The 20,194-nt window shown below is 59.5% G+C and carries 23 protein-coding genes; 11 read left to right on the top strand and 12 right to left on the bottom strand.

From position 1 onward, the window contains the following. Positions 1-527: 527 nt before the first annotated feature. The 3 genes from infA to aat form a co-directional block, all read right to left on the bottom strand. Entirely contained in the window at positions 528-746 is a 219-nt protein-coding gene (infA, locus tag BLU71_RS05045) for a translation initiation factor IF-1 (protein WP_002553999.1), read from the bottom strand. A gap of 112 nt (positions 747-858) precedes the next feature. Beyond that, positions 859-1,566 (bottom strand): arginyltransferase, encoded by a 708-nt coding sequence (locus tag BLU71_RS05050; protein WP_042609221.1) that lies wholly within the window; start codon positions 1,564-1,566, stop codon positions 859-861. A gap of 58 nt (positions 1,567-1,624) precedes the next feature. Next, entirely contained in the window at positions 1,625-2,305 is a 681-nt protein-coding gene (gene aat / locus BLU71_RS05055) for a leucyl/phenylalanyl-tRNA--protein transferase (RefSeq protein WP_083352451.1), read from the bottom strand. Between the two features lie 522 nt (positions 2,306-2,827). Here aat and ftsK point away from each other — a divergent pair. The 6 genes from ftsK (at position 2,828) to cysG (ending at position 10,472) form a co-directional block, all read left to right on the top strand. After that, positions 2,828-5,236, top strand: coding sequence for a DNA translocase FtsK (gene ftsK / locus BLU71_RS05060; RefSeq protein ID WP_065616029.1), 2,409 nt, complete (start codon positions 2,828-2,830; stop codon positions 5,234-5,236). 65 nt (positions 5,237-5,301) lie between these two features. Next, positions 5,302-5,922, top strand: coding sequence for an outer membrane lipoprotein chaperone LolA (gene lolA, locus BLU71_RS05065; protein WP_042609224.1), 621 nt, complete (start codon positions 5,302-5,304; stop codon positions 5,920-5,922). 162 nt (positions 5,923-6,084) lie between these two features. Then, complete coding sequence (locus BLU71_RS05070) at positions 6,085-7,407, top strand: replication-associated recombination protein A (protein ID WP_042609225.1); 1,323 nt, start codon at positions 6,085-6,087, stop codon at positions 7,405-7,407. After that, a complete protein-coding gene (crcB, locus tag BLU71_RS05075; protein WP_083352452.1) occupies positions 7,407-7,781 on the top strand; it encodes a fluoride efflux transporter CrcB in 375 nt (124 codons plus the stop codon). Before BLU71_RS05070 ends, crcB begins: the two co-directional genes overlap by 1 nt. Positions 7,782-7,796: 15 nt before the next feature. Further along, complete coding sequence (gene serS / locus BLU71_RS05080) at positions 7,797-9,077, top strand: serine--tRNA ligase (RefSeq protein ID WP_065616030.1); 1,281 nt, start codon at positions 7,797-7,799, stop codon at positions 9,075-9,077. Then, positions 9,078-10,472: a siroheme synthase CysG gene (gene cysG / locus BLU71_RS05085; RefSeq protein ID WP_064363630.1), complete on the top strand. Its 1,395-nt coding sequence runs from the start codon at positions 9,078-9,080 to the stop codon at positions 10,470-10,472. It abuts the gene before it with no gap. Positions 10,473-10,566: 94 nt separating this feature from the next. On the opposite strand, the gene BLU71_RS05090 is transcribed toward cysG, so the two are convergent. From BLU71_RS05090 to BLU71_RS05120, 7 genes are all read right to left on the bottom strand, one after another. After that, on the bottom strand, positions 10,567-11,568 hold the full coding sequence (locus BLU71_RS05090) for a glutathione S-transferase family protein (RefSeq protein WP_083352453.1): 1,002 nt from the start codon (positions 11,566-11,568) through the stop codon (positions 10,567-10,569). A gap of 91 nt (positions 11,569-11,659) precedes the next feature. Next, positions 11,660-12,661: a glycosyl transferase family protein gene (locus tag BLU71_RS05095; protein ID WP_083352454.1), complete on the bottom strand. Its 1,002-nt coding sequence runs from the start codon at positions 12,659-12,661 to the stop codon at positions 11,660-11,662. Then, positions 12,658-12,993 carry a TusE/DsrC/DsvC family sulfur relay protein gene (locus BLU71_RS05100; protein WP_016770652.1) on the bottom strand — a complete coding sequence of 112 codons (336 nt, stop codon included), beginning with the start codon at positions 12,991-12,993 and terminating at the stop codon, positions 12,658-12,660. Before BLU71_RS05100 ends, BLU71_RS05095 begins: the two co-directional genes overlap by 4 nt. Beyond that, positions 12,990-13,283: a sulfurtransferase complex subunit TusB gene (gene tusB, locus BLU71_RS05105; RefSeq protein ID WP_042609230.1), complete on the bottom strand. Its 294-nt coding sequence runs from the start codon at positions 13,281-13,283 to the stop codon at positions 12,990-12,992. The genes BLU71_RS05100 and tusB overlap by 4 nt, the downstream gene beginning before the upstream one ends. Next, a complete protein-coding gene (gene tusC, locus BLU71_RS05110; RefSeq protein WP_042609231.1) occupies positions 13,283-13,639 on the bottom strand; it encodes a sulfurtransferase complex subunit TusC in 357 nt (118 codons plus the stop codon). The genes tusB and tusC overlap by 1 nt, the downstream gene beginning before the upstream one ends. Before the next feature lie 2 nt (positions 13,640-13,641). After that, positions 13,642-14,034 (bottom strand): sulfurtransferase complex subunit TusD, encoded by a 393-nt coding sequence (tusD, locus tag BLU71_RS05115; protein WP_083354301.1) that lies wholly within the window; start codon positions 14,032-14,034, stop codon positions 13,642-13,644. 175 nt (positions 14,035-14,209) lie between these two features. Next, complete coding sequence (locus BLU71_RS05120) at positions 14,210-14,539, bottom strand: DUF6388 family protein (RefSeq protein ID WP_042609232.1); 330 nt, start codon at positions 14,537-14,539, stop codon at positions 14,210-14,212. Positions 14,540-14,671: 132 nt separating this feature from the next. On the opposite strand from BLU71_RS05120, the gene BLU71_RS05125 reads away from it, so the two are divergent. Further along, a complete protein-coding gene (locus BLU71_RS05125; protein WP_042609233.1) occupies positions 14,672-15,022 on the top strand; it encodes a hypothetical protein in 351 nt (116 codons plus the stop codon). A 103-nt stretch (positions 15,023-15,125) separates the two neighbouring features. On the opposite strand, the gene BLU71_RS05130 is transcribed toward BLU71_RS05125, so the two are convergent. Continuing rightward, positions 15,126-15,551, bottom strand: coding sequence for a GNAT family N-acetyltransferase (locus tag BLU71_RS05130; protein WP_083352455.1), 426 nt, complete (start codon positions 15,549-15,551; stop codon positions 15,126-15,128). A 151-nt stretch (positions 15,552-15,702) separates the two neighbouring features. On the opposite strand from BLU71_RS05130, the gene BLU71_RS05135 reads away from it, so the two are divergent. The 3 genes from BLU71_RS05135 (at position 15,703) to BLU71_RS05145 (ending at position 17,684) form a co-directional block, all read left to right on the top strand. Then, positions 15,703-16,140 (top strand): hemerythrin domain-containing protein, encoded by a 438-nt coding sequence (locus tag BLU71_RS05135; protein WP_083352456.1) that lies wholly within the window; start codon positions 15,703-15,705, stop codon positions 16,138-16,140. A gap of 221 nt (positions 16,141-16,361) precedes the next feature. Next, positions 16,362-16,997 carry a lytic polysaccharide monooxygenase auxiliary activity family 9 protein gene (locus BLU71_RS05140; RefSeq protein ID WP_083352457.1) on the top strand — a complete coding sequence of 212 codons (636 nt, stop codon included), beginning with the start codon at positions 16,362-16,364 and terminating at the stop codon, positions 16,995-16,997. A 99-nt stretch (positions 16,998-17,096) separates the two neighbouring features. Next, complete coding sequence (locus BLU71_RS05145; RefSeq protein WP_065616036.1) at positions 17,097-17,684, top strand: NUDIX domain-containing protein; 588 nt, start codon at positions 17,097-17,099, stop codon at positions 17,682-17,684. A 75-nt stretch (positions 17,685-17,759) separates the two neighbouring features. Here BLU71_RS05145 and BLU71_RS05150 read toward each other — a convergent pair whose 3' ends face one another. Continuing rightward, positions 17,760-18,275 carry a methylated-DNA--[protein]-cysteine S-methyltransferase gene (locus BLU71_RS05150; RefSeq protein WP_083352458.1) on the bottom strand — a complete coding sequence of 172 codons (516 nt, stop codon included), beginning with the start codon at positions 18,273-18,275 and terminating at the stop codon, positions 17,760-17,762. A gap of 150 nt (positions 18,276-18,425) precedes the next feature. Between BLU71_RS05150 and ggt the strand changes: the two genes are divergently transcribed. Then, positions 18,426-20,153, top strand: a complete 1,728-nt coding sequence (gene ggt, locus BLU71_RS05155) for a gamma-glutamyltransferase (protein WP_083352459.1) — start codon at positions 18,426-18,428, stop codon at positions 20,151-20,153. Positions 20,154-20,194 lie beyond the last annotated feature (41 nt).

Genomic DNA, 20,194 nt, shown 5'->3' on the forward strand with positions numbered 1-20,194 from the left:
TCCGCTCAGCCTTCCGACGTCGCCCGTGGATCAAGATCAGAAGCACTCGAGCTAACGCTCATTGTTGAGTGGTGAAAAGCGTGTGGTCTGCTTTGGATCTGCGTTGGATTCGCCCCTCACCCCAGCCCTCTCCCGAGGGAGAGGGGGCCGATTTGTGTGGTGTTCAAAACCTGCATTCAACTCGGTATCTCACGTCGGCGTACCTCGCCTAAACACCGCGGTCAGTCCCCTCTCCCTCTGGGAGAGGGCTAGGGTGAGGGGCTCTTGATCCGGCTTTTGATCTTTTGCCCCTTTGGCAGGCTTCGTTACGGGATCAATCCCGTAACGAAGGAACCCCGATCCCCAGCGAGCGGGCTGAACGCCGGGGCAAAGCCTTTTGGGTTACCTTTTTGGCGTTTGGAAAAGGTGACTCGCTGTAAGAGCGAAACCGCCAGCGGCCGCACCCGAAAAAATGGATATACACACAAACCAATAAAGCGCAGATACAAAAACGCCCGGTATAACCCGGGCGTTCTGTATTGACTTGATTAACGAGCGCGGTAAGTGATCCGCCCTTTGCTCAAATCATAGGGCGTCAGCTCGACGCGCACTTTGTCACCGGTAAGAATACGAATGTAGTTCTTGCGCATCTTGCCGGAAATATGCGCGGTTACGACGTGCCCATTTTCCAACTCCACACGAAACATGGTGTTGGGCAGGGTGTCGACGACAGTGCCTTCCATTTCGAAGCTGTCTTCTTTCGACATGCAGTAAAGCCCTCGGTATCCAATGAATGGCCCGGTGCAACTGCGCCAGGCAAAAGCGGCGTGCATTGTGCCCGAAAAATGGGGTTTACGCCAAGGGGTTTAGGCCGTGGGTTTAGTTCAGGACGACCCAGCGCTGATTGATCAGCAATTCAATGGGCCGATATTGCGTCTTGTAGTTCATCTTTTTGCAGTTCTTGATCCAGTAACCCAGGTACACCGCCTCAAGGCCCAAGCGCTGGCTCTCGGCGATTTGCCAGAGGATCGCGTAACGACCGAGGCTGCGCCGTTCTTCGTTCGGTTCGTAGAAGGTGTACACCGCCGACAGACCGTTTGGCAGCAGGTCGGTGACCGCCACCGCGAGCAGCCGTCCGTCGAGTCGGAACTCGTAGAAGCGCGAGAAGGGCAGATCACGTACCAGGAACGTCGAGAACTGATCACGGCTCGGCGGGTACATGTCGCCGTCGGCATGACGCTGTTCGATGTAGCGCTGGTACAGGTCGAAGTATTCTTCACTGAACTGCGGTTTGACTGGCTGCACTTGCAAATCGGCGTTGCGTTTGTAGATTCGCTTTTGCTGGCGGTTGGCAATGAACTGGGCCGAAGGAATGCGCGCAGGCACGCACGCATTGCAATTCTGGCAATGCGGCCGGTACAGGTGATCGCCGCTGCGACGAAAGCCCATTTCCGACAGATCTGCGTAGACGTGCACATCCATGGGCTGACTCGGGTCGAGAAACAGCGTCGTGGCCTGCTCCTCGGGCAGATAACTGCAAGAGTGGGGCTGAGTGGCATAGAACTTCAAACGCGCCAACTCGGTCATGAATCAACCCTCGGGATAAGCTGGTGGATTAAGTGTAAGCCACCTGCGCAAAAGTCGCTCAGCAAACCCATGTCGCCGAATTCGGTTGATCGAGATGGCGCTGCAGATAGTCGGCGAATTCCCTGCGCGGAATCGACCGTGCACCGAGGCTGTGAAGGTGATCGGTCGGCATCTGGCAGTCGATCAGGACAAAGCCGGCGGCTTTCAAATGCTGCACCAGGGTGGCGAAGCCGTACTTGGAAGCGTTGTCGGCGCGGCTGAACATCGACTCGCCGAAAAACAATCGACCCATCGCCAGGCCATACAGGCCGCCAACCAGTTGTCCATCGGCCCAGACTTCAACCGAGTGAGCGAAACCGCGCCGATGCAGTTCGACGTAGGCATCCTGCATGGCTTCAGTGATCCAGGTGCCATCGGCGTAATCACGAGGCGCAGCGCAGGCCTGGATGACGGCGGCGAAATCCTGATCGAAGGTCACTTGATAGCGTTGCTTGCGCAGCAACTTGCCGAGACTGCGCGAGACGTGCAGTTCGTCGGGAAACAGCACGGTGCGCGGATCCGGCGACCACCAGAGAATCGGTTGGCCCTCGGAGAACCAGGGAAAACAGCCGTGGCGATAGGCCTGGATCAGCCGGTCAGCGGAGAGATCGCCACCGGCGGCGAGCAGTCCGTTTGGCTCGCGCATGGCTTTTTCCAGGGGCGGAAAGGTCAGGGAATTACGTTGTAACCAAGTCAGCATGGCATCCAGGCTTGCAGAAGGGGAGGGCGATCAGGAGGGCGCGCAGCCCCGCGAAAGAGTTTGCCGCGAAACGACGCCGATGTCCTGCACAGATGTCGGGGGCGATGACTGTCGAGCTGCAACTTGATGTGTCGCCCGTGGTCGTAAGCGTCACCGTATCGATGCCTGCTTAGCATTTCTGTCCGCCATATCTGACCAGCCTCGCTACGTTCATCAAATACAGCTCATAAGCCTTTGTCACGCAAGACAATGCATGCTCCAATTGCAACGCGATTCCCATGCGTTTGGCTATGCTCAAGGCTGAGCGCTCAAGCATGGCGTCGGGCGCACAAACCCGTACAATGCCGGGTTGTGACGGGCTTTTCGCTGTGCGGAGTGTTTATGGCTGTGTTTATAAAACCAGTGGCACAGTGTTAAAAGTAGTCTCAGTTGAGCTTTTCACCTTTTTACCTGCCTGGATCGGGCAGTTTTTTATCGTCATTCAATAGATGGACGCGCCTCGGGCGCAGGAAAAGAAGCGTTTTGAAGAAGACCACCGAAGCACCCAAAACAGTCGTTCCGCTCTGGCGCCAACAGCTGCACTACCGGCTCAAGGAAGGTGCATTGATCGCCATTGGCGCCTTGTGCCTGTTCCTGATGATGGCTTTGCTGACTTACGGCAAGGACGATCCGGGCTGGAGTCATAACAGCAAGATCGACGACGTGCAGAACTTCGGCGGTCCGGCAGGCTCGTACAGCGCCGATATCCTGTTCATGGTGCTCGGTTACTTCGCCTATATCTTTCCGTTGCTGCTGGCGGTCAAGGCGTACCAGATCTTCCGTCAACGCCACGAACCCTGGCAGTGGAGCGGCTGGCTATTCTCCTGGCGCCTGATCGGTCTGGTGTTCCTGGTGCTTTCCGGTGCTGCGCTGGCGCACATTCATTTCCATGCCGCGACCGGTCTGCCGGCCGGCGCTGGCGGGGCCTTGGGCGAAAGCCTTGGCGATCTGGCGAAAAATGCGCTGAACATTCAGGGCAGTACGCTGCTGTTCATCGCTCTGTTCCTCTTCGGCCTGACCGTATTTACCGACCTGTCGTGGTTCAAGGTGATGGATGTCACCGGCAAGATCACCCTTGATCTGTTCGAACTGTTCCAGGGCGCGCTCAACCGCTGGTGGTCGGCGCGCACCGAGCGCAAGCAACTGGTGGCGCAACTGCGTGAGGTCGATGACCGCGTACATGATGTGGTCGCACCCACTGTCACCGACAAGCGTGAGCAGGCCAAGGTCAAGGAGCGCCTGATCGAGCGCGAGCAAGCGCTGAGCAAGCACATGTCCGATCGCGAGAAGCAGGTGCCTCCGGTCATCTCGCCGGCACCGGCCAAGGCGCCAGAGCCGAGCAAGCGCGTGCAGAAAGAGAAACAGGCGCCGTTGTTCGTCGACAGCGCGGTGGAAGGCACCTTGCCGCCGATCTCGATTCTTGATCCTGCGGAAAAGAAACAACTCAACTATTCGCCTGAGTCGCTGGCAGCCGTCGGCCACTTGCTGGAAATCAAGCTCAAGGAATTCGGTGTCGAAGTCACGGTGGATTCGATTCATCCGGGCCCGGTGATTACCCGTTACGAGATCCAGCCTGCCGCTGGGGTAAAAGTCAGCCGCATCGCCAACCTGGCGAAAGACCTTGCACGCTCCCTGGCGGTGACCAGTGTGCGGGTGGTCGAGGTGATTCCGGGCAAGACCACCGTCGGTATCGAAATTCCCAACGAAGACCGTCAGATCGTGCGCTTCTCCGAAGTGCTGTCGACGCCCGAGTACGACAATTTCAAATCGCCGGTCACCCTGGCGCTCGGTCACGATATCGGCGGCAAGCCGGTCATCACTGACCTGGCGAAGATGCCGCACCTTTTGGTGGCCGGTACCACCGGTTCCGGCAAGTCCGTGGGCGTGAACGCGATGATCCTGTCGATCCTGTTCAAGTCCGGCCCGGACGACGCCAAGCTCATCATGATCGACCCGAAAATGCTCGAGCTGTCGATCTACGAAGGCATTCCGCATTTGTTGTGCCCGGTGGTGACCGACATGAAGGACGCCGCCAACGCCTTGCGCTGGAGCGTTGCCGAGATGGAGCGGCGCTACAAGCTGATGGCGAAGATGGGCGTGCGTAACCTGTCCGGCTTCAACGCCAAGGTCAAGGAAGCCCAGGATGCAGGCGAGCCGTTGAGCGATCCGCTGTACAAGCGTGAAAGCATTCACGACGAAGCGCCGCTGCTGCAGAAACTGCCGACCATTGTCGTGGTGGTCGACGAATTTGCCGACATGATGATGATCGTCGGCAAGAAGGTTGAAGAACTGATCGCGCGTATCGCGCAGAAGGCGCGTGCGGCGGGCATCCACTTGATCCTCGCAACCCAGCGTCCTTCGGTGGACGTGATCACCGGTCTGATCAAGGCCAACATCCCGACTCGCATGGCGTTCCAGGTGTCGAGCAAGATCGACTCGCGGACCATCATCGACCAGGGTGGCGCCGAGCAACTGCTGGGTCACGGTGACATGCTCTACATGCCGCCGGGTACCAGTTTGCCGATCCGGGTGCACGGCGCGTTCGTCTCCGACGATGAGGTTCACCGTGTGGTCGAGGCGTGGAAACTGCGCGGCGCGCCGGAATACAACGACGACATCCTAAACGGTGTCGAAGAGGCGGGCAGCGGCTTTGAAGGCAGTAGCGGTGGTGGCGACGGTGATGATCCGGAAGCCGACGCGCTGTATGACGAAGCGGTGCAGTTCGTCCTCGAAAGCCGTCGCGCGTCGATTTCCGCTGTTCAGCGCAAGCTGAAGATCGGCTACAACCGCGCCGCGCGGATGATCGAGGCGATGGAAATGGCCGGTGTCGTCACGTCAATGAACACCAACGGTTCGCGTGAAGTCCTGGCCCCGGGCCCGGTACGCGACTGAAACGCAATGACTCGGGCGGCGCAATGACGCGCCGCCCGCTTTCCCACGTATTCAAGAGGACTCCAATGCGCCTTATCCGCATGCTATTGCCAGTACTGGCGCTGACCACGCTCACGGCCCACGCCGATGAAAAGGACGTGGCGCGCCTGACTCAATTGCTGGAAACATCGAAAACCCTGTCGGCAAATTTTTCCCAGTTGACCCTCGACGGCGGCGGTACGCAGTTGCAGGAAACCACCGGCAACATGACCCTGCAGCGTCCGGGCCTGTTCTACTGGCACACCAACGCGCCGGCCGAGCAGACCATGGTCTCCGATGGCAAGAAAGTCACCCTGTGGGACCCGGACCTGGAACAGGCAACCATCAAGAAGCTCGACGAGCGTCTGACCCAGACCCCGGCGCTGCTGCTGTCCGGTGATGTCTCGAAGATCAGCCAGAGCTTCGATATCAGCGCGAAAGAGGCGGGCGGTGTGATCGACTTCACCCTCAAGCCGAAGACCAAGGACACCCTCTTCGACAATCTGCGCCTGTCATTCCGCAACGGTCTGCTCAATGACATGCAACTGATCGACAGCGTCGGCCAGCGCACCAATATCCTGTTTACCGGGGTCAAGGCCAACGAAGCGGTGCCGGCATCCAAATTCAAATTCGACATTCCCAAGGGTGCTGACGTCATCCAGGAATAAACGCCAGGTTCCGTGTCGGAGCTATTGTGGCGAGGGAGCTTGCTCCCGCTGGACTGCGCAGCAGGCCCCGCTTCTGAATGAAGAGCGGGGCTGCTTCGCGCCCCGACGGGAGCAAGCTCTCTCGCCACAGGTTTAAAAAATCAGAGGTTTCAACGCTACGTGATGGATCTGTTTCGCAGTGCACCGATTGCCCAACCCTTGGCCGCGCGTCTGCGTGCGGCCAATCTGGATGAGTACGTCGGTCAGGAACACGTGCTCGCTCGCGGCAAGCCTCTGCGTGAGGCGCTGGAGCAGGGCGCGCTGCATTCGATGATCTTCTGGGGCCCACCGGGCGTGGGTAAGACCACCCTGGCGCGGTTGCTCGCGGAAGTCTCCGATGCGCACTTTGAAACCGTCTCGGCGGTACTCGCCGGGGTCAAGGAGATCCGTCAGGCGGTTGAGATCGCCAAGCAGCAGGCCGGCCAGTACGGCAAGCGCACGATCCTGTTTGTCGACGAAGTGCACCGCTTCAACAAGTCGCAGCAGGACGCCTTTCTGCCGTACGTTGAAGACGGCACGCTGATCTTCATCGGCGCCACCACCGAAAACCCTTCTTTCGAACTGAACAACGCATTGTTGTCGCGTGCCCGGGTCTATGTGTTGAAAAGCCTCGACGAAGCGGCGTTGCGCAAGCTGGTGCACCGCGCACTGACCGAAGAGCGCGGGTTGGGCAAGCGCAACCTGACGCTGAGCGATGAAGGTTTTCAGATGCTGCTGTCCGCCGCCGATGGCGATGGCCGGCGTCTGCTCAATCTGCTGGAGAACGCCTCCGATCTGGCCGAAGACAACAGCGAGATCGGCACCGAGTTGCTGCAAAGCCTGCTCGGCGACACCCGTCGGCGTTTCGACAAGGGTGGCGAAGCGTTTTACGACCAGATATCGGCGCTGCACAAATCAGTGCGCGGCTCCAATCCCGACGGCGCGCTGTACTGGTTTGCGCGGATGATCGACGGCGGTTGCGATCCGCTGTATCTGGCGCGGCGCGTGGTGCGCATGGCCAGCGAAGACATTGGCAATGCCGACCCGCGTGCGCTGAGCCTGTGCCTGGCGGCATGGGAGGTGCAGGAGCGTCTTGGCAGCCCGGAAGGCGAATTGGCAGTGGCCCAGGCCATCACCTATCTGGCCTGCGCACCGAAAAGCAATGCGGTGTACATGGGTTTCAAGACCGCCCTGCGCGCAGCGGCCGAAAACGGCTCCCTGGAAGTGCCGCTGCACCTGCGCAATGCTCCAACCAAGCTGATGAAGCAGTTGGGTTATGGCGACGAGTACCGCTATGCCCACGATGAGCCGGACGCTTATGCCGCCGGCGAAGACTATTTTCCGGAAGAACTCGAGCCGATTCCGTTCTATCAGCCAGTGCCCCGTGGCCTGGAGTTGAAGATCGGCGAGAAGCTCAATCACCTCGCTCAACTCGATCGTCTGAGCCCTCGGCAGCGGAGAAAGTAGTGGTCCAATTGATCATCGCAGTGTCGGTCGGCGGCGTCGCTGGCACATTGTTGCGCTTCGCCACCGGCAATTGGGTCAGCGCCAATTGGCCGCGGCACTTCTATACCGCGACGCTGGCCGTTAATATCGTGGGCTGCCTGTTGATTGGCGTGTTGTATGGCCTGTTTTTGATACGCCCGGAAGTGCCGATCGAGGTGCGTGCCGGGTTGATGGTCGGCTTCCTCGGGGGGCTGACGACTTTTTCATCCTTTTCACTGGATACGGTGCGCCTGCTGGAAAGCGGGCAAGTGTTGCTGGCCCTCGGCTATGCGGCACTGAGCGTATTCGGCGGGCTGCTCGCAACATGGGCTGGCCTGTCCCTGACCAAACTTTGATAACGAGAAACCGACATGCTCGATTCCAAACTGTTACGTAGCAACCTTCAGGACGTAGCGGACCGCCTGGCTTCCCGTGGCTTTGCCCTGGACACCGCGCGCATCGAAGCGCTGGAAGAACAGCGCAAGACCGTCCAGACCCGCACCGAAGCACTGCAGGCTGAGCGTAACGCGCGTTCCAAATCCATCGGGCAGGCCAAGCAGCGTGGCGAAGACATCGCGCCGCTGATGGCGGACGTCGAGCGCATGGCGGGCGAACTGAGCGCTGGCAAGGTCGAGCTGGACGCGATCCAGACCGAACTCGATTCGATCCTGCTCGGTATCCCGAACCTGCCGCACGAGTCGGTGCCGGTCGGCAAGGACGAAGACGACAACGTCGAAGTGCGCCGCTGGGGCACGCCAACCCAATTCGATTTTGAAGTGAAAGATCACGTCGCTCTCGGCGAAAAGTTCGGCTGGCTGGACTTCGAAACCGCTGCCAAGCTGTCTGGCGCTCGTTTCGCCTTGTTGCGTGGCCCGATCGCGCGTCTGCATCGCGCGCTGGCACAGTTCATGATCAACCTGCACGTCAACGAGCATGGCTACGAAGAGGCGTACACGCCTTATCTGGTCCAGGCACCGGCACTGCAAGGCACCGGTCAACTGCCGAAGTTCGAAGAAGACCTGTTCAAGATCGCCCGCGAAGGCGAAGCGGATCTGTACCTGATCCCGACTGCCGAGGTATCGCTGACCAACATCGTTGCCGGCGAAATCGTCGATTCGAAGTCGCTGCCGATCAAGTTCGTCGCCCATACCCCGTGCTTCCGTAGCGAAGCCGGCGCGTCGGGTCGCGACACTCGCGGGATGATTCGCCAGCACCAGTTCGACAAGGTCGAGATGGTCCAGATCGTTGAGCCGTCGCAATCGATGGAGGCGCTGGAAGGCCTGACCGCCAACGCCGAAAAAGTCTTGCAACTGCTCGGCCTGCCTTACCGCACCCTGGCACTGTGCACCGGCGACATGGGTTTCAGCGCGGTCAAGACCTACGATCTGGAAGTGTGGATCCCGAGCCAGGACAAATACCGCGAAATCTCTTCGTGCTCGAACTGCGGCGACTTCCAGGCGCGTCGCATGCAGGCGCGTTTCCGTAACCCGGAAACCGGCAAGCCTGAGCTGGTGCACACCTTGAACGGTTCCGGGCTGGCGGTCGGTCGTACCCTGGTTGCCGTGCTGGAAAACTATCAGCAGGCCGACGGTTCCATCCGTGTGCCGGACGTGCTCAAGCCGTACATGGGTGGCCTTGAGGTCATCGGCTAAATGAAATATCTGCCGCTGTTTCACAACCTGCGCGGCAGTCGTGTGTTGGTCGTCGGTGGGGGGGAAATTGCCTTGCGCAAATCCCGCCTGCTGGCCGATGCCGGTGCGCTGCTGCGGGTGGTCGCACCTGAAATCGAAACGCAACTGGCCGAACTGGTCGCTGGCAGCGGCGGTGAATGCCTGTTGCGCGGCTACGTCGAGACGGATCTGGACGGTTGCGGGCTGATCATTGCCGCCACCGACGACGAAACGCTGAATGCGCAAGTCTCTACCGATGCGCATCGGCGTTGCGTGCCGGTCAACGTGGTCGATGCGCCTGCCCTGTGCAGCGTGATCTTCCCGGCGATCGTCGATCGCTCGCCGTTGATCATCGCCGTCTCCAGCGGCGGCGATGCGCCGGTACTGGCGCGTCTGATCCGCGCCAAGATTGAAACCTGGATTCCCTCCACTTACGGTCAGTTGGCTGGGCTGGCTGCACGTTTCCGCCATCAGGTGAAAAACCTGTTTCCGGATGTGCAGCAGCGTCGTGGCTTCTGGGAAGACGTGTTTCAGGGCCCGATCGCCGATCGGCAACTGGCCGGGCAGGGCGCTGAAGCCGAGCGTCTGTTGCAGGCGAAGGTGGATGGCGAGCCTATGGTCACCACTGGTGAGGTTTATCTGGTCGGTGCCGGCCCGGGTGATCCGGATCTGTTGACCTTTCGCGCACTGCGTCTGATGCAGCAAGCCGACGTGGTGCTCTACGATCGTCTGGTGGCACCGGCGATTCTGGAATTGTGCCGTCGCGATGCCGAGCGGGTGTATGTCGGCAAGCGTCGTTCCGAACATGCGGTGCCGCAGGACCAGATCAACCAGCAACTGGTCGATTTGGCCAAGGCCGGCAAGCGCGTGGTGCGGTTGAAGGGCGGCGATCCGTTTATCTTCGGCCGCGGTGGTGAGGAGATTGAAGAACTCGCCGCTCACGGCATCCCGTTCCAGGTGGTACCCGGGATCACGGCGGCCAGCGGTTGCGCGGCCTACGCGGGGATTCCGCTGACCCATCGCGACCACGCGCAGTCCGTGCGGTTTGTCACTGGGCACTTGAAGGATGGTTCCACCGATCTGCCATGGGCTGACCTGGTGGCCCCGGCGCAGACGCTGGTGTTCTACATGGGCCTGGTGGGGTTGCCGGTCATCTGCGAGCAGTTGATCAGACACGGCCGCGCAGCTGAAACTCCGGCGGCGTTGATTCAGCAGGGCACCACGATCAATCAGCGGGTCTTTACCGGCACGCTGGCCGACTTGCCGCGATTGGTGGCGGAGCATGAAGTGCATGCGCCGACATTGGTAATCGTCGGTGAAGTGGTGCAACTGCGCGAGAAACTGGCGTGGTTCGAAGGGGCGCAGGCGCAAATCTGAGTCAAAGCAAAAAGATCGCAGCCTTCGGCAGCTCCTACAGGGAACGCATTCTCATGTAGGCGCTGCCGAAGGCTGCGATCTTTTGCTTTTGTGGTTAGCCCCTGCGCCAAACCCCTTTCCCAATCAACCGCGCCCGATCATGCGCCATGCTGAAATCCTGCTCCGGCCCCTTCGGTACAACGCCCGTCGGGTTAATCGTCTTGTGACTGCCGTAGTAGTGATGCTTGATGTGCTGAAAATCCACTGTATCGGCAATCCCCGGCCACTGATACATCTCACGCAGCCAGTTCGACAGGTTCGGGTAATCGGCAATCCGCCGCAGGTTGCACTTGAAGTGGCCGTGATACACCGCGTCAAAGCGAATCATCGTGGTGAACAGACGCACATCGGCTTCGGTCAGGTATTCCCCGCTCAGGTAGCGATTGGCACCCAGCAGTTGCTCAAGATGATCCAGCTCGGCAAATACTTCATCGAATGCCTGTTCGTAGGCCTGCTGCGACGTGGCAAAACCGGCGCGGTAGACACCGTTGTTCACCGCTGGATAGATCCGTTCGTTCAGTGCATCGATCTCGTTGCGTAGCGGCTCTGGGTAAAAGTCCAGATCGTTGCCGGTGAGATCGTCGAACGCGCTGTTGAACATGCGGATGATTTCCGCTGATTCATTGCTGACGATGCGCTTGAGTTTCTTGTCCCACAGCACTGGCACCGTCACACGCCCGGTGTAGTCAGGCGTGTCAGCGGTATAGCGCTGATGCATGAATTCGAAGCCGTCAAGCTTGTCACCGGTCGAGCCGAGCGTCGTGTCAAAGGTCCAGCCGTTTTCCAGCATCAGCCAGCTGACGACCGAAACGTCGATCATACTTTCCAGCCCTTTGAGTTTGCGCAGGATCAGCGTGCGATGCGCCCAAGGGCAGGCAAGGGAAACGTAGAGGTGGTAGCGCCCGGCTTCGGCCGCGAAACCGCCTTCGCCGCTGGGGCCGGGCTGGCCGTCGCTGGTTACCCAGTTGCGTCGCTGCGCTTGCTCGCGCTGGAATGCGCCGTCCTTGCTGCTTTCGTACCACTTGTCCTGCCAGTGGCCGTCGACGAGTAAACCCATGATCAAGACTCCCAAAACCAATATGCGTTGGAGTCGAGTCTATTCCGATGAGTTCGAACAAAAAGCGCAAAGATCGGGCGCTAATGATCGGTTAGATCGATGTGTTGCGTGCTGCCCAATATTGCTCGGCGGTGATGAACGCCTGTTCACGATTTTGACCAAGGCCGCGCAGGGCGAGGGCCATGGTCGCAATCAAGGCCATTTGCGGGTAACTGTCGACCACGTCGCCACGCCACACGGCTTTCAAGTGTTCGATGTCCAGCGAGGCGGGTTTGACGTGGCGTTGCGCTGACAACTGTGGCCATTCTTCGTCCCAGCTCTGACCGCCGGTAGTGCCGTAGAGATGGCTGGTCGCGTCGGGGTTGATCTCGATTTCACCGCCGTCGCCCTTGACCACGATCGCCGTATCGCCAAGCAAACCGCTGGCATCGCGGTGCACCGCCTGGTAGCCCGGATGGAAAATGCTTTGCAGGCCACAACGCGCGCCCAGCGGATTGAGAATCCGCGCCAGCGAGTGGATCGGTGAACGCAGGCCGAGGGTGTTGCGCAGGTCGATCATCTTCTGCAACTGCGGCGCCCAGTCCACCAGCGGCATAAAGGCCAGGCCGTCGCTGTCCAGTGCCGTTCCGACCTGCTGCCAGTTGCGGCACAGGGGAATGTTCAGTTCGCCCAGCAGTTGTTCGCTGTACAGACGCCCGGCCGTGTGCGCACCGCCGCCATGCATGAAGATGCGCACGCCATTCTGTGCGAGACATTTGGCTGCCAGCAGGTACCACGGCAGATGGCGTTTTTTGCCGGCGTAGGTCGGCCAGTCCAGATCGACATTCATTGCCGGGGCCTGCAAGCGTTCGCGCAGAGCCTCGGTGAAGCCGGCCATTTCCTCGGCGCTTTCTTCCTTGTGCCGCAGCAACATCAGGAAGGCGCCGAGTTGCGTATCTTCAACCTGATCGTCAAGCACCATGCCCATCGCCTCGCGGGCTTCCTCACGCGTCAGGTCGCGGGCGCCGCGTTTGCCTTTGCCGAGAATACGCACGAATTGCGCGAACGGATGTTCGGCAGGCGTTTCGAGGGTCAATGCTGGAAAGTCGGTCATAGGCAATTCGTCGGTTTGGGCAGGCCCGCCAGCTTCGCGGCGAGTTTGGCAGGGGTGCCTTTGAACAGTCGATTCAAGTGCAGACTGTTGCCTTTGTCCGCGCCAAGCTTCAACGCGGTGTACTTGATCAGCGGCCGCGTGGCCGGGGACAGCTGGAACTCGGCGTAGAAGCTGCGCAGCAGTTCGAGGACTTCCCAGTGTTCGGGGGTCAACTCGATGTCCTCGGCGGCGGCAAGGGCGCTGGCGACTTCGGCCGACCAGTCGCTGAGGTCGACGAGAAAGCCGTCTTTGTCCAGTTCGATGGCGCGGGCGCCGACGGTCATCGAATTCATAGCCAGCTGTTGACCTTGGCGTGACGGACCGACAGCTCGACGAAGGCCGGATAATCGATGGCCTCAGCCCAATCAGGAACCTCGATCGCACGGGCCTGAGCGTCTTCAACCAATACAAACAGATTGACTGGCCGTGCTTGCAGGGCAGAGAACGGCACAGTGTCCGGTTGCAGGGCATACACCGCATCACCGGCCAACAAAACCGCATCGGCGCTGCCGAGCAGGCGCAGGCAACTGGTCAGGCGGTCGTCGCCGAACGGGGAATGAGACAACACATGCAAAGTCGACATCAGAGGGTGATCACCTGGTCGTAACGGTCAATAAGGGCGGTGATTTGATCGGTGGCAAGCGGCTGCGCTTCGTCCAGCGACAGTTGGCCAAGACCGCGGGCGTGGGCGCTTTCTGCGCAATAGAACAGCTCCTCGACACCAAACATCGGCAACGCCTGCAGGTTGGCGCTGAGGTCTTTCTGCTGCAGGGCCTTGGCGTTCTGCCCGGCGGCCAGTTGCAGCACGCCGTCATCGAGAAACAGCAGGCCGATCGGCAAATCGAAGGCGCCCCCGGCGAGCACTATGTCCAGCGCTTCCCGCGCGCCGGGGCCGGACCAGGGCGATTGGCGACTGATGATCAACAGCGATTTGGCCATGTTCAAGCGCCTCCGAAACAGACGAGACGGTCAGCGTCCTGCACGGCGTCGTGCAACTGACCAAGACCGGACAATTCCCACGGCGCGCTGAGCGAAATCGCATCACGCTGGTAACGCTTGGCTTCTTCTTCGTTCAATACACCACGGCGTAGCGCGGCGGCGATGCAAACCACGCCATCGAGTTGCTTATCGTTGATGAAGGCGCGCCATTGCTTGGGCAAGTCCAGTTCATCCTGTGGCGTCACTACTGCATCGGAGGCGTTGAACACGCCGTCCTGATAGAAAAACAGCCGGACAATCTCGTGCCCGCCGGCCAGCGCGGCCTGGGCAAACAGCAGGGCACGGCGCGAGGAGGGCGCATGGGCGGCGGAAAACAGCGCAATGGCGAACTTCATGATGGACTCGATCAGCGAAACTGCGGCCATGATAAAGCTTTATTGCAGCAGCCGCGAAACCTCAGTTTTACGCGATGCCCTTGTAGGAGTGAGCCTGCTCGCGATAGCGGTGTGTCATCCACAAAACGTTCGCTGACACACCGCTATCGCGAGCAGGCTCACTCCTACAGGAAAGCTACGGGGTAATGCCGTAAAGATCGCAATACTCGATCCAGTCCAACCCCGCCATTTCCGCCACCTCGCGATGCACCTCGAGCCGTTGTGCCTGATAGTCCTCCGGGGAAGCAGCGGTCAACTGCAACGTCAGTTCCCAGGCGAACAACCCCTGTCTTTCCGCCTCTTCTTCAAACGCCTCATGCAGGCGTTCTTCGCGATACTGCGCCTGGGTTTCGCCCTTCGCCTGAGCCAGCAGCGGGTTGAGATGGTCGAGGGTTTCACGCAGTTCGGGTCGTGCTTCGAGAAACAATTTCAGAGCGTGTTCATGTCGCTGGTCGCTAGGCGCCATGTAATTTCCTTGTGTGGCTGAAGACGTAGGGTGGCGCAGTTGCTCGCGCATGTCGCGCCTAAAAACAGTAAAGCAGAACGATTTGCCGCCTTGCAGTGCTACAGTCCGCTTTTTTCTCGATGAGCGAATGCAATGCGAATGCTGATGGTAGCGCTGGCGGCGGCCCTGTTGGCCGGGTGCGCCGGTTCGGTGATGAACGACGCTCGTACCAAGAGCCCTGACAAGGTCCTGACCTCGGACAAGCCGGAGAAAGACGTCGCCCAGTGCGTGCAATTCGCCTGGCAGGACGAAGCGGTATTCGGCGTCGACGCGGCGGCCTATCTGGAACCGCGCAAGTCCGGCGGCACGACGGTCTACACCCGCTCGGCGGAGTCGTTCGTCGATGTGATCACCGAAGCCTCCGGTACGACCCTCAACTACTACGCGCAGCAGGATGATTTTGTCGCGATGCGGCGGATGGCGGCGATGGCGACCTGCCTCTGATTGGGTGTCGAGGCGACTGGCGCTTTCGCGAGCAGGCTCGCTCCCACAAGTTGAAATGCATTCCAATGTGGGAGCGAGCGTGCTCGCGAAGACGACGGCGCAATCAGTCAATCAGGCGCTTCTGAAAGAAATGCCGCTTGTGTCCCGGTGGATAGTCAACGATCTCACCGAACTGGCTGAAGCCCAGTTTCTGGTAAAACTCCGGCGCCTGAAAGTCGAAGGTGTCGAGCCAGATTCCGTAGCAATTCTGCTCTTCGGCCAATGCTTGCGCCTGAGCCATCAATTGGGAGCCAATCCCCTGTCCTCGCCCTTGTTCCGGTACTGACAGGAGATCGATGAACATCCAGCGCAAAGTCACTCGTCCGTATAAGCCGCCCAGTATCGCGCCATGCTCATCTTTGACCATCAAGGCGAACGGCTCTGTTTTCGATATGCCGGTTTTCGCGTCGTTGTATTCAATCAATGGTTGAAGAATGGCCTGGCGCTGTTCCTCGGTAGGATTCTGCGTCAACTCGATACGCAAATTCATGCATGACTTCCTTGTGTAATGGAGCGTCCAGCCTAACGCGTCCATGCAGGCGCCTCCAAGCCCTTCGATCAAACCAGCGGAACCGTCAAACGAGCGCTGCGGTCTAGGCTTCATCGCGCCTTTCCCTGAGCGCGATTGATGAGGAAATCCCGTGAATATTTTTGAAGCCCTGCGCGAAAGCCACGAGCGCCAGCGCGCTTACGCCAAGGCGCTGATCGCGACAAGCGGCGACAGCCCTGAGCGGGTCGAGGCCTACAAACAGCTCAAAGCAGAACTGCAAGCCCATGAAACCGCCGAAGAGCGGCACTTCTACATCCCGCTGATGGCAATCGACGAAGGCGTTGATCTGAGCCGCCACGCCATCTCCGAGCACCATGAAATGGACGAGATGATGGAAGAACTCGACGAGACCGAGATGTCCAGCCCAGCGTGGCTGGCCACGGCGAAGAAGCTTTCCGACAAGGTCCATCACCACCTTGAGGAAGAAGAGCACAAATTCTTCCAGATGGCCGGCAAGCTGCTCGACGATAAACAGAAAACGCAACTCGCCGGACAGTACGAAAAGGAGTACCAGGCGCAACTGTCTTGAATCGCCCAAGGGCGATTTCGTCAACTCAGCGTGTAGGCGTTCAGCCACACGTTGAGTGCGATGCGTCGTCGATCACTGGTTATCCATCCAGTGTTTGCGGATTTTTTGGGTTTTGCATGATCACGCTGCGACAAAAGCGCCAATGGACAAAAAAACCGTCTCCGTTAGCTTGAAGGCCTCTCCTCGGGAAGGAGAGTTCTCAAATCAACGGAGTGAAAAAAATGAATCAGGCAATTCCACAAACCGAACTGAAGCACGGTCGCGTCATCTCACCCGCCAGTCGCGGTGCTGTCGCCATTGACCTTGGCTTGCTCGGCGGCTGGCAGGTCAATGAAATGGAAGGCGGCAAGAACTTCCCGGCGATTGAGGCCGGACCGTGTCCTTCGCCTTTCGAAACCGACTCTGCCAGCGTCGCGCCGCCAGCCGACGGCTACATTCTCAGCGGCGGCAAGACCGATGCCCGCGATTGTGTGAACTACACCAGTGACGAAATGAGCAAGAAGCTCGGTCGTTCCTTCAACTGGCCGCTGCTCAATGTCGATCCGGGCCAGATCCTCAAGGTCAGTTGGACCTACACCGCGCCGCACACCACCCGTGGTTATCGCTGGTTGATCACCCGGGAAGGCTGGGATCCTCAGCAACGGATCACGCGTGCACAACTGGAAGCACAGCCTTTCTTCGAAGACTTCTACCCGCAGGTGCCTTATTACAGTCATGCCGGTGAGTTGAAGGCGAAGGTCGATCATGAAGTGAAGCTGCCGGCGCACAAGAGGGGCCATCACGTCATTGTGCTGATGTGGATCGTCGCCAACACCGGCAACGCCTTCTATCAGGCCTTCGACGTCGACTTCCAGTAACAGCGGACGCTGAGCGAGCCCGGTAGCGCTGCCGGGCTTTTGTTGTCGGCGCATTTGTCCGACCATGGCAGTTCACACATGAAGACAGGATCAGACGCGATGTCCAACACAGCCGAACGGGTCAACATCGTCGACACTCAAGTGTTGTCCCACGACTGGTATCTGCTGAAGAAAATCACCTTCGATTACCACCGCAACAACGGTGAGTGGCAACGTCAGACTCGCGAGGTTTACGACCGGGGCAACGGCGCGGCGATTCTGCTGTTCAACCGCGAAAAGCGCACGGTGGTATTGACCCGCCAGTTCCGCTTGCCGGTGTTCGTCAATGGCCATGACGGTTTGCTGATCGAGGTGGCGGCGGGTTTGCTCGAAGGTGCCGCGCCCGAGCAACGCATTCGTGACGAAGCCGAGGAGGAAACCGGATACCGAGTGCATGAAGTGAAGAAGGTGTTCGAGGCGTATATGAGCCCCGGCTCGGTGACCGAGAAGCTGCACTTCTTTATCGCCGAATACGACGCGGCGTCCAAAGTCAGCGACGGTGGCGGCCTGGAAGAAGAAACCGAAGAACTGGAAGTGCTCGAGTGGGGGTTCGATGAGGCGCTGGCGGCATTCCAGCGCGGCGACATCTGCGATGCCAAGACCATCATGTTGTTGCAGTACGCAGCGATGAACAAGCTGTTCGCTTGATGAACATCGCAGCCTTCAACGGATCTTCATGTAGGAGCCGCCGAAGGCTGCGATCTTCTGATCTTTCTTGAATGGCTAAAACAGATCGCCGGTTTTACCGATCTGCGCCCACTGGCCACCCTCAAGCGTCAGCAAGCGCTCTTTAGCGTCAAGCCCACCGGCGAAGCCAGTCAGTTTCCCCGAAGCGCCGATCACCCGATGACACGGCGCAACAATGGAAATCGGATTGCGCCCGTTGGCGGCGCCGACCGCTCGAACCGCTGCCGGATGGCCAATCTGCGCAGCAATCTGGCTGTAGGTGCGCGTCTCGCCGAAGGGAATGCTCAGCAGTGCCGCCCAGACTTTTTTCTGGAATTCACTGCCGACAAATTCCAGCTCCAGATCGAAGCGATTTCGTGTGCCGGCAAAGTATTCATCGAGTTGCCGAGCGGTCAGCATGAGGATCGGATTGTCCGGTGCTTCGCTCATCGGCCCAAGCCGTACCCGGTTCGGTTTGTCGTTTTCCCAGAGGATGGCCGCGAGTCGACTGCCGTTCGCGACCAGCTTCAATGCGCCGACCGGCGAGGGCAGGGTGATGAACGTATAAGGCATGACGGCGACTCCGGAGCGGGGGCGATAACGCGGTCAGCATACTGGCTGAACGGGGAGGCGCAATACGCAAAGCCGACCATACTGCTTGTTGCTCCTGAAGCGTTGCCCTGCGTTTCGCGCAGTCCCCAAAAACAAAAAAGAGATCGACTCATGAAGTACGAACCTTTGGCCAGATCGCTCATTGCGACTTCCCTGGCGCTCAGCTGTCTCATGGCTCATGCGGCATCGGTGGCGCCGGTTGCGGCGGAAAACGGCATGGTCGTCACCGCGCAACATCTGGCGACCCACGTTGGCGTCGATGTGTTGAAAAACGGCGGCAATGCCGTGGATGCGGCCGTGGCCATGGGCTATGCACTGGCGGTGGTCTACCCGGCTGCGGGCAACCTTGGCGGTGGCGGGTTCATGACCATTCAGCTGGCGGATGGGCGCAAGACCTTTCTCGATTTCCGTGAGAAAGCTCCGCTGGCAGCGACAGCGAACATGTATTTGGACAAGGAAGGTAACGTCATTCCGGACCTGAGTACTCGCGGTCACCTGGCGGTGGGCGTACCGGGCACGGTGTCGGGCATGGAGCTGGCCCTGAGCAAATACGGGACCAAACAGCGCAAGGAGATGATCGCCCCGGCGATCAAGCTGGCCGAAGATGGTTTTGAACTGCAGCAGGGCGATGTCGAACTGCTCGAATACGCGACGGATGTGTTCAAGAAGGACATGCGCGATTCCGGCTCGATTTTCCTCAGCAACGGCGAGCCGATGCAGGTCGGGCAGAAACTGGTGCAAAAGGATCTGGCGAAAACCCTGCGGACGATTTCCGACAAGGGCGCCGACGGCTTCTACAAAGGCTGGGTCGCCGATGCCATCGTCACCTCCAGCCAGGCCAACACGGGCATCATCACCCAGGCTGATCTGGACAAGTACAAGACTCGCGAACTGGCCCCGGTGGAGTGTGATTATCGCGGTTACCACGTGGTCTCGGCGCCGCCGCCAAGCTCCGGCGGGGTGGTGATCTGCCAGATCATGAACATCCTCGAAGGCTATCCGATGAAGGATCTGGGTTTCCATTCGGCTCAGGGCATGCACTACCAGATCGAAGCCATGCGCCACGCGTACGTCGATCGCAACAGCTACCTCGGCGATCCGGATTTCGTGAAGAATCCGATCGAGCACCTGCTGGACAAGAACTATGCGACCAAACTGCGCAACGCCATCCAGCCGCAAAAGGCCGGCGTATCGGCTGAACTCAAGCCCGGTGTAGCGCCCCATGAAGGCAGCAATACCACGCACTATTCGATCGTCGACAAGTGGGGCAATGCTGTCTCGGTCACTTACACCCTCAATGACTGGTTCGGTGCGGGCGTGATGGCGAGCAAGACCGGGGTGATCCTCAACGACGAAATGGACGACTTCACCTCCAAGGTCGGCGTGCCGAACATGTACGGGCTGGTCCAGGGCGAAGCCAATGCCATTGCCCCGGGCAAGGCACCCCTGTCGTCGATGAGTCCGACCATCGTCACCAAGGACGGCAAAGTGGTCATGGTGGTTGGCACGCCGGGCGGCAGCCGGATCATTACTGCGACCTTGCTGACCATGCTCAACGTCATCGACTACGGCATGGGCCTGCAGGAAGCAGTCGACGCGCCGCGCTTCCATCAGCAGTGGATGCCGGAAGAAACCAACCTCGAAGACTTCGCAGCCAGCCCGGATACGCGAAAGATCCTTGAAAGCTGGGGCCACAAGTTTGCCGGCCCGCAGGATCCCAACCATATCGCCGCGATTCTGGTTGGCGCGCCGTCGCTGGATGGCAAACCGGTTGGCAAGAACCGCTTTTACGGCGCCAATGATCCACGGCGCAATACCGGCTTGTCATTGGGTTACTGAGCGGAGTAAAAAGGGGCGGGCTCAAGTCCGCCCCATTTTCA

The organism is Pseudomonas moraviensis (assembly GCF_900105805.1).
GTDB classification, from domain to species: domain Bacteria; phylum Pseudomonadota; class Gammaproteobacteria; order Pseudomonadales; family Pseudomonadaceae; genus Aquipseudomonas; species Aquipseudomonas moraviensis_A.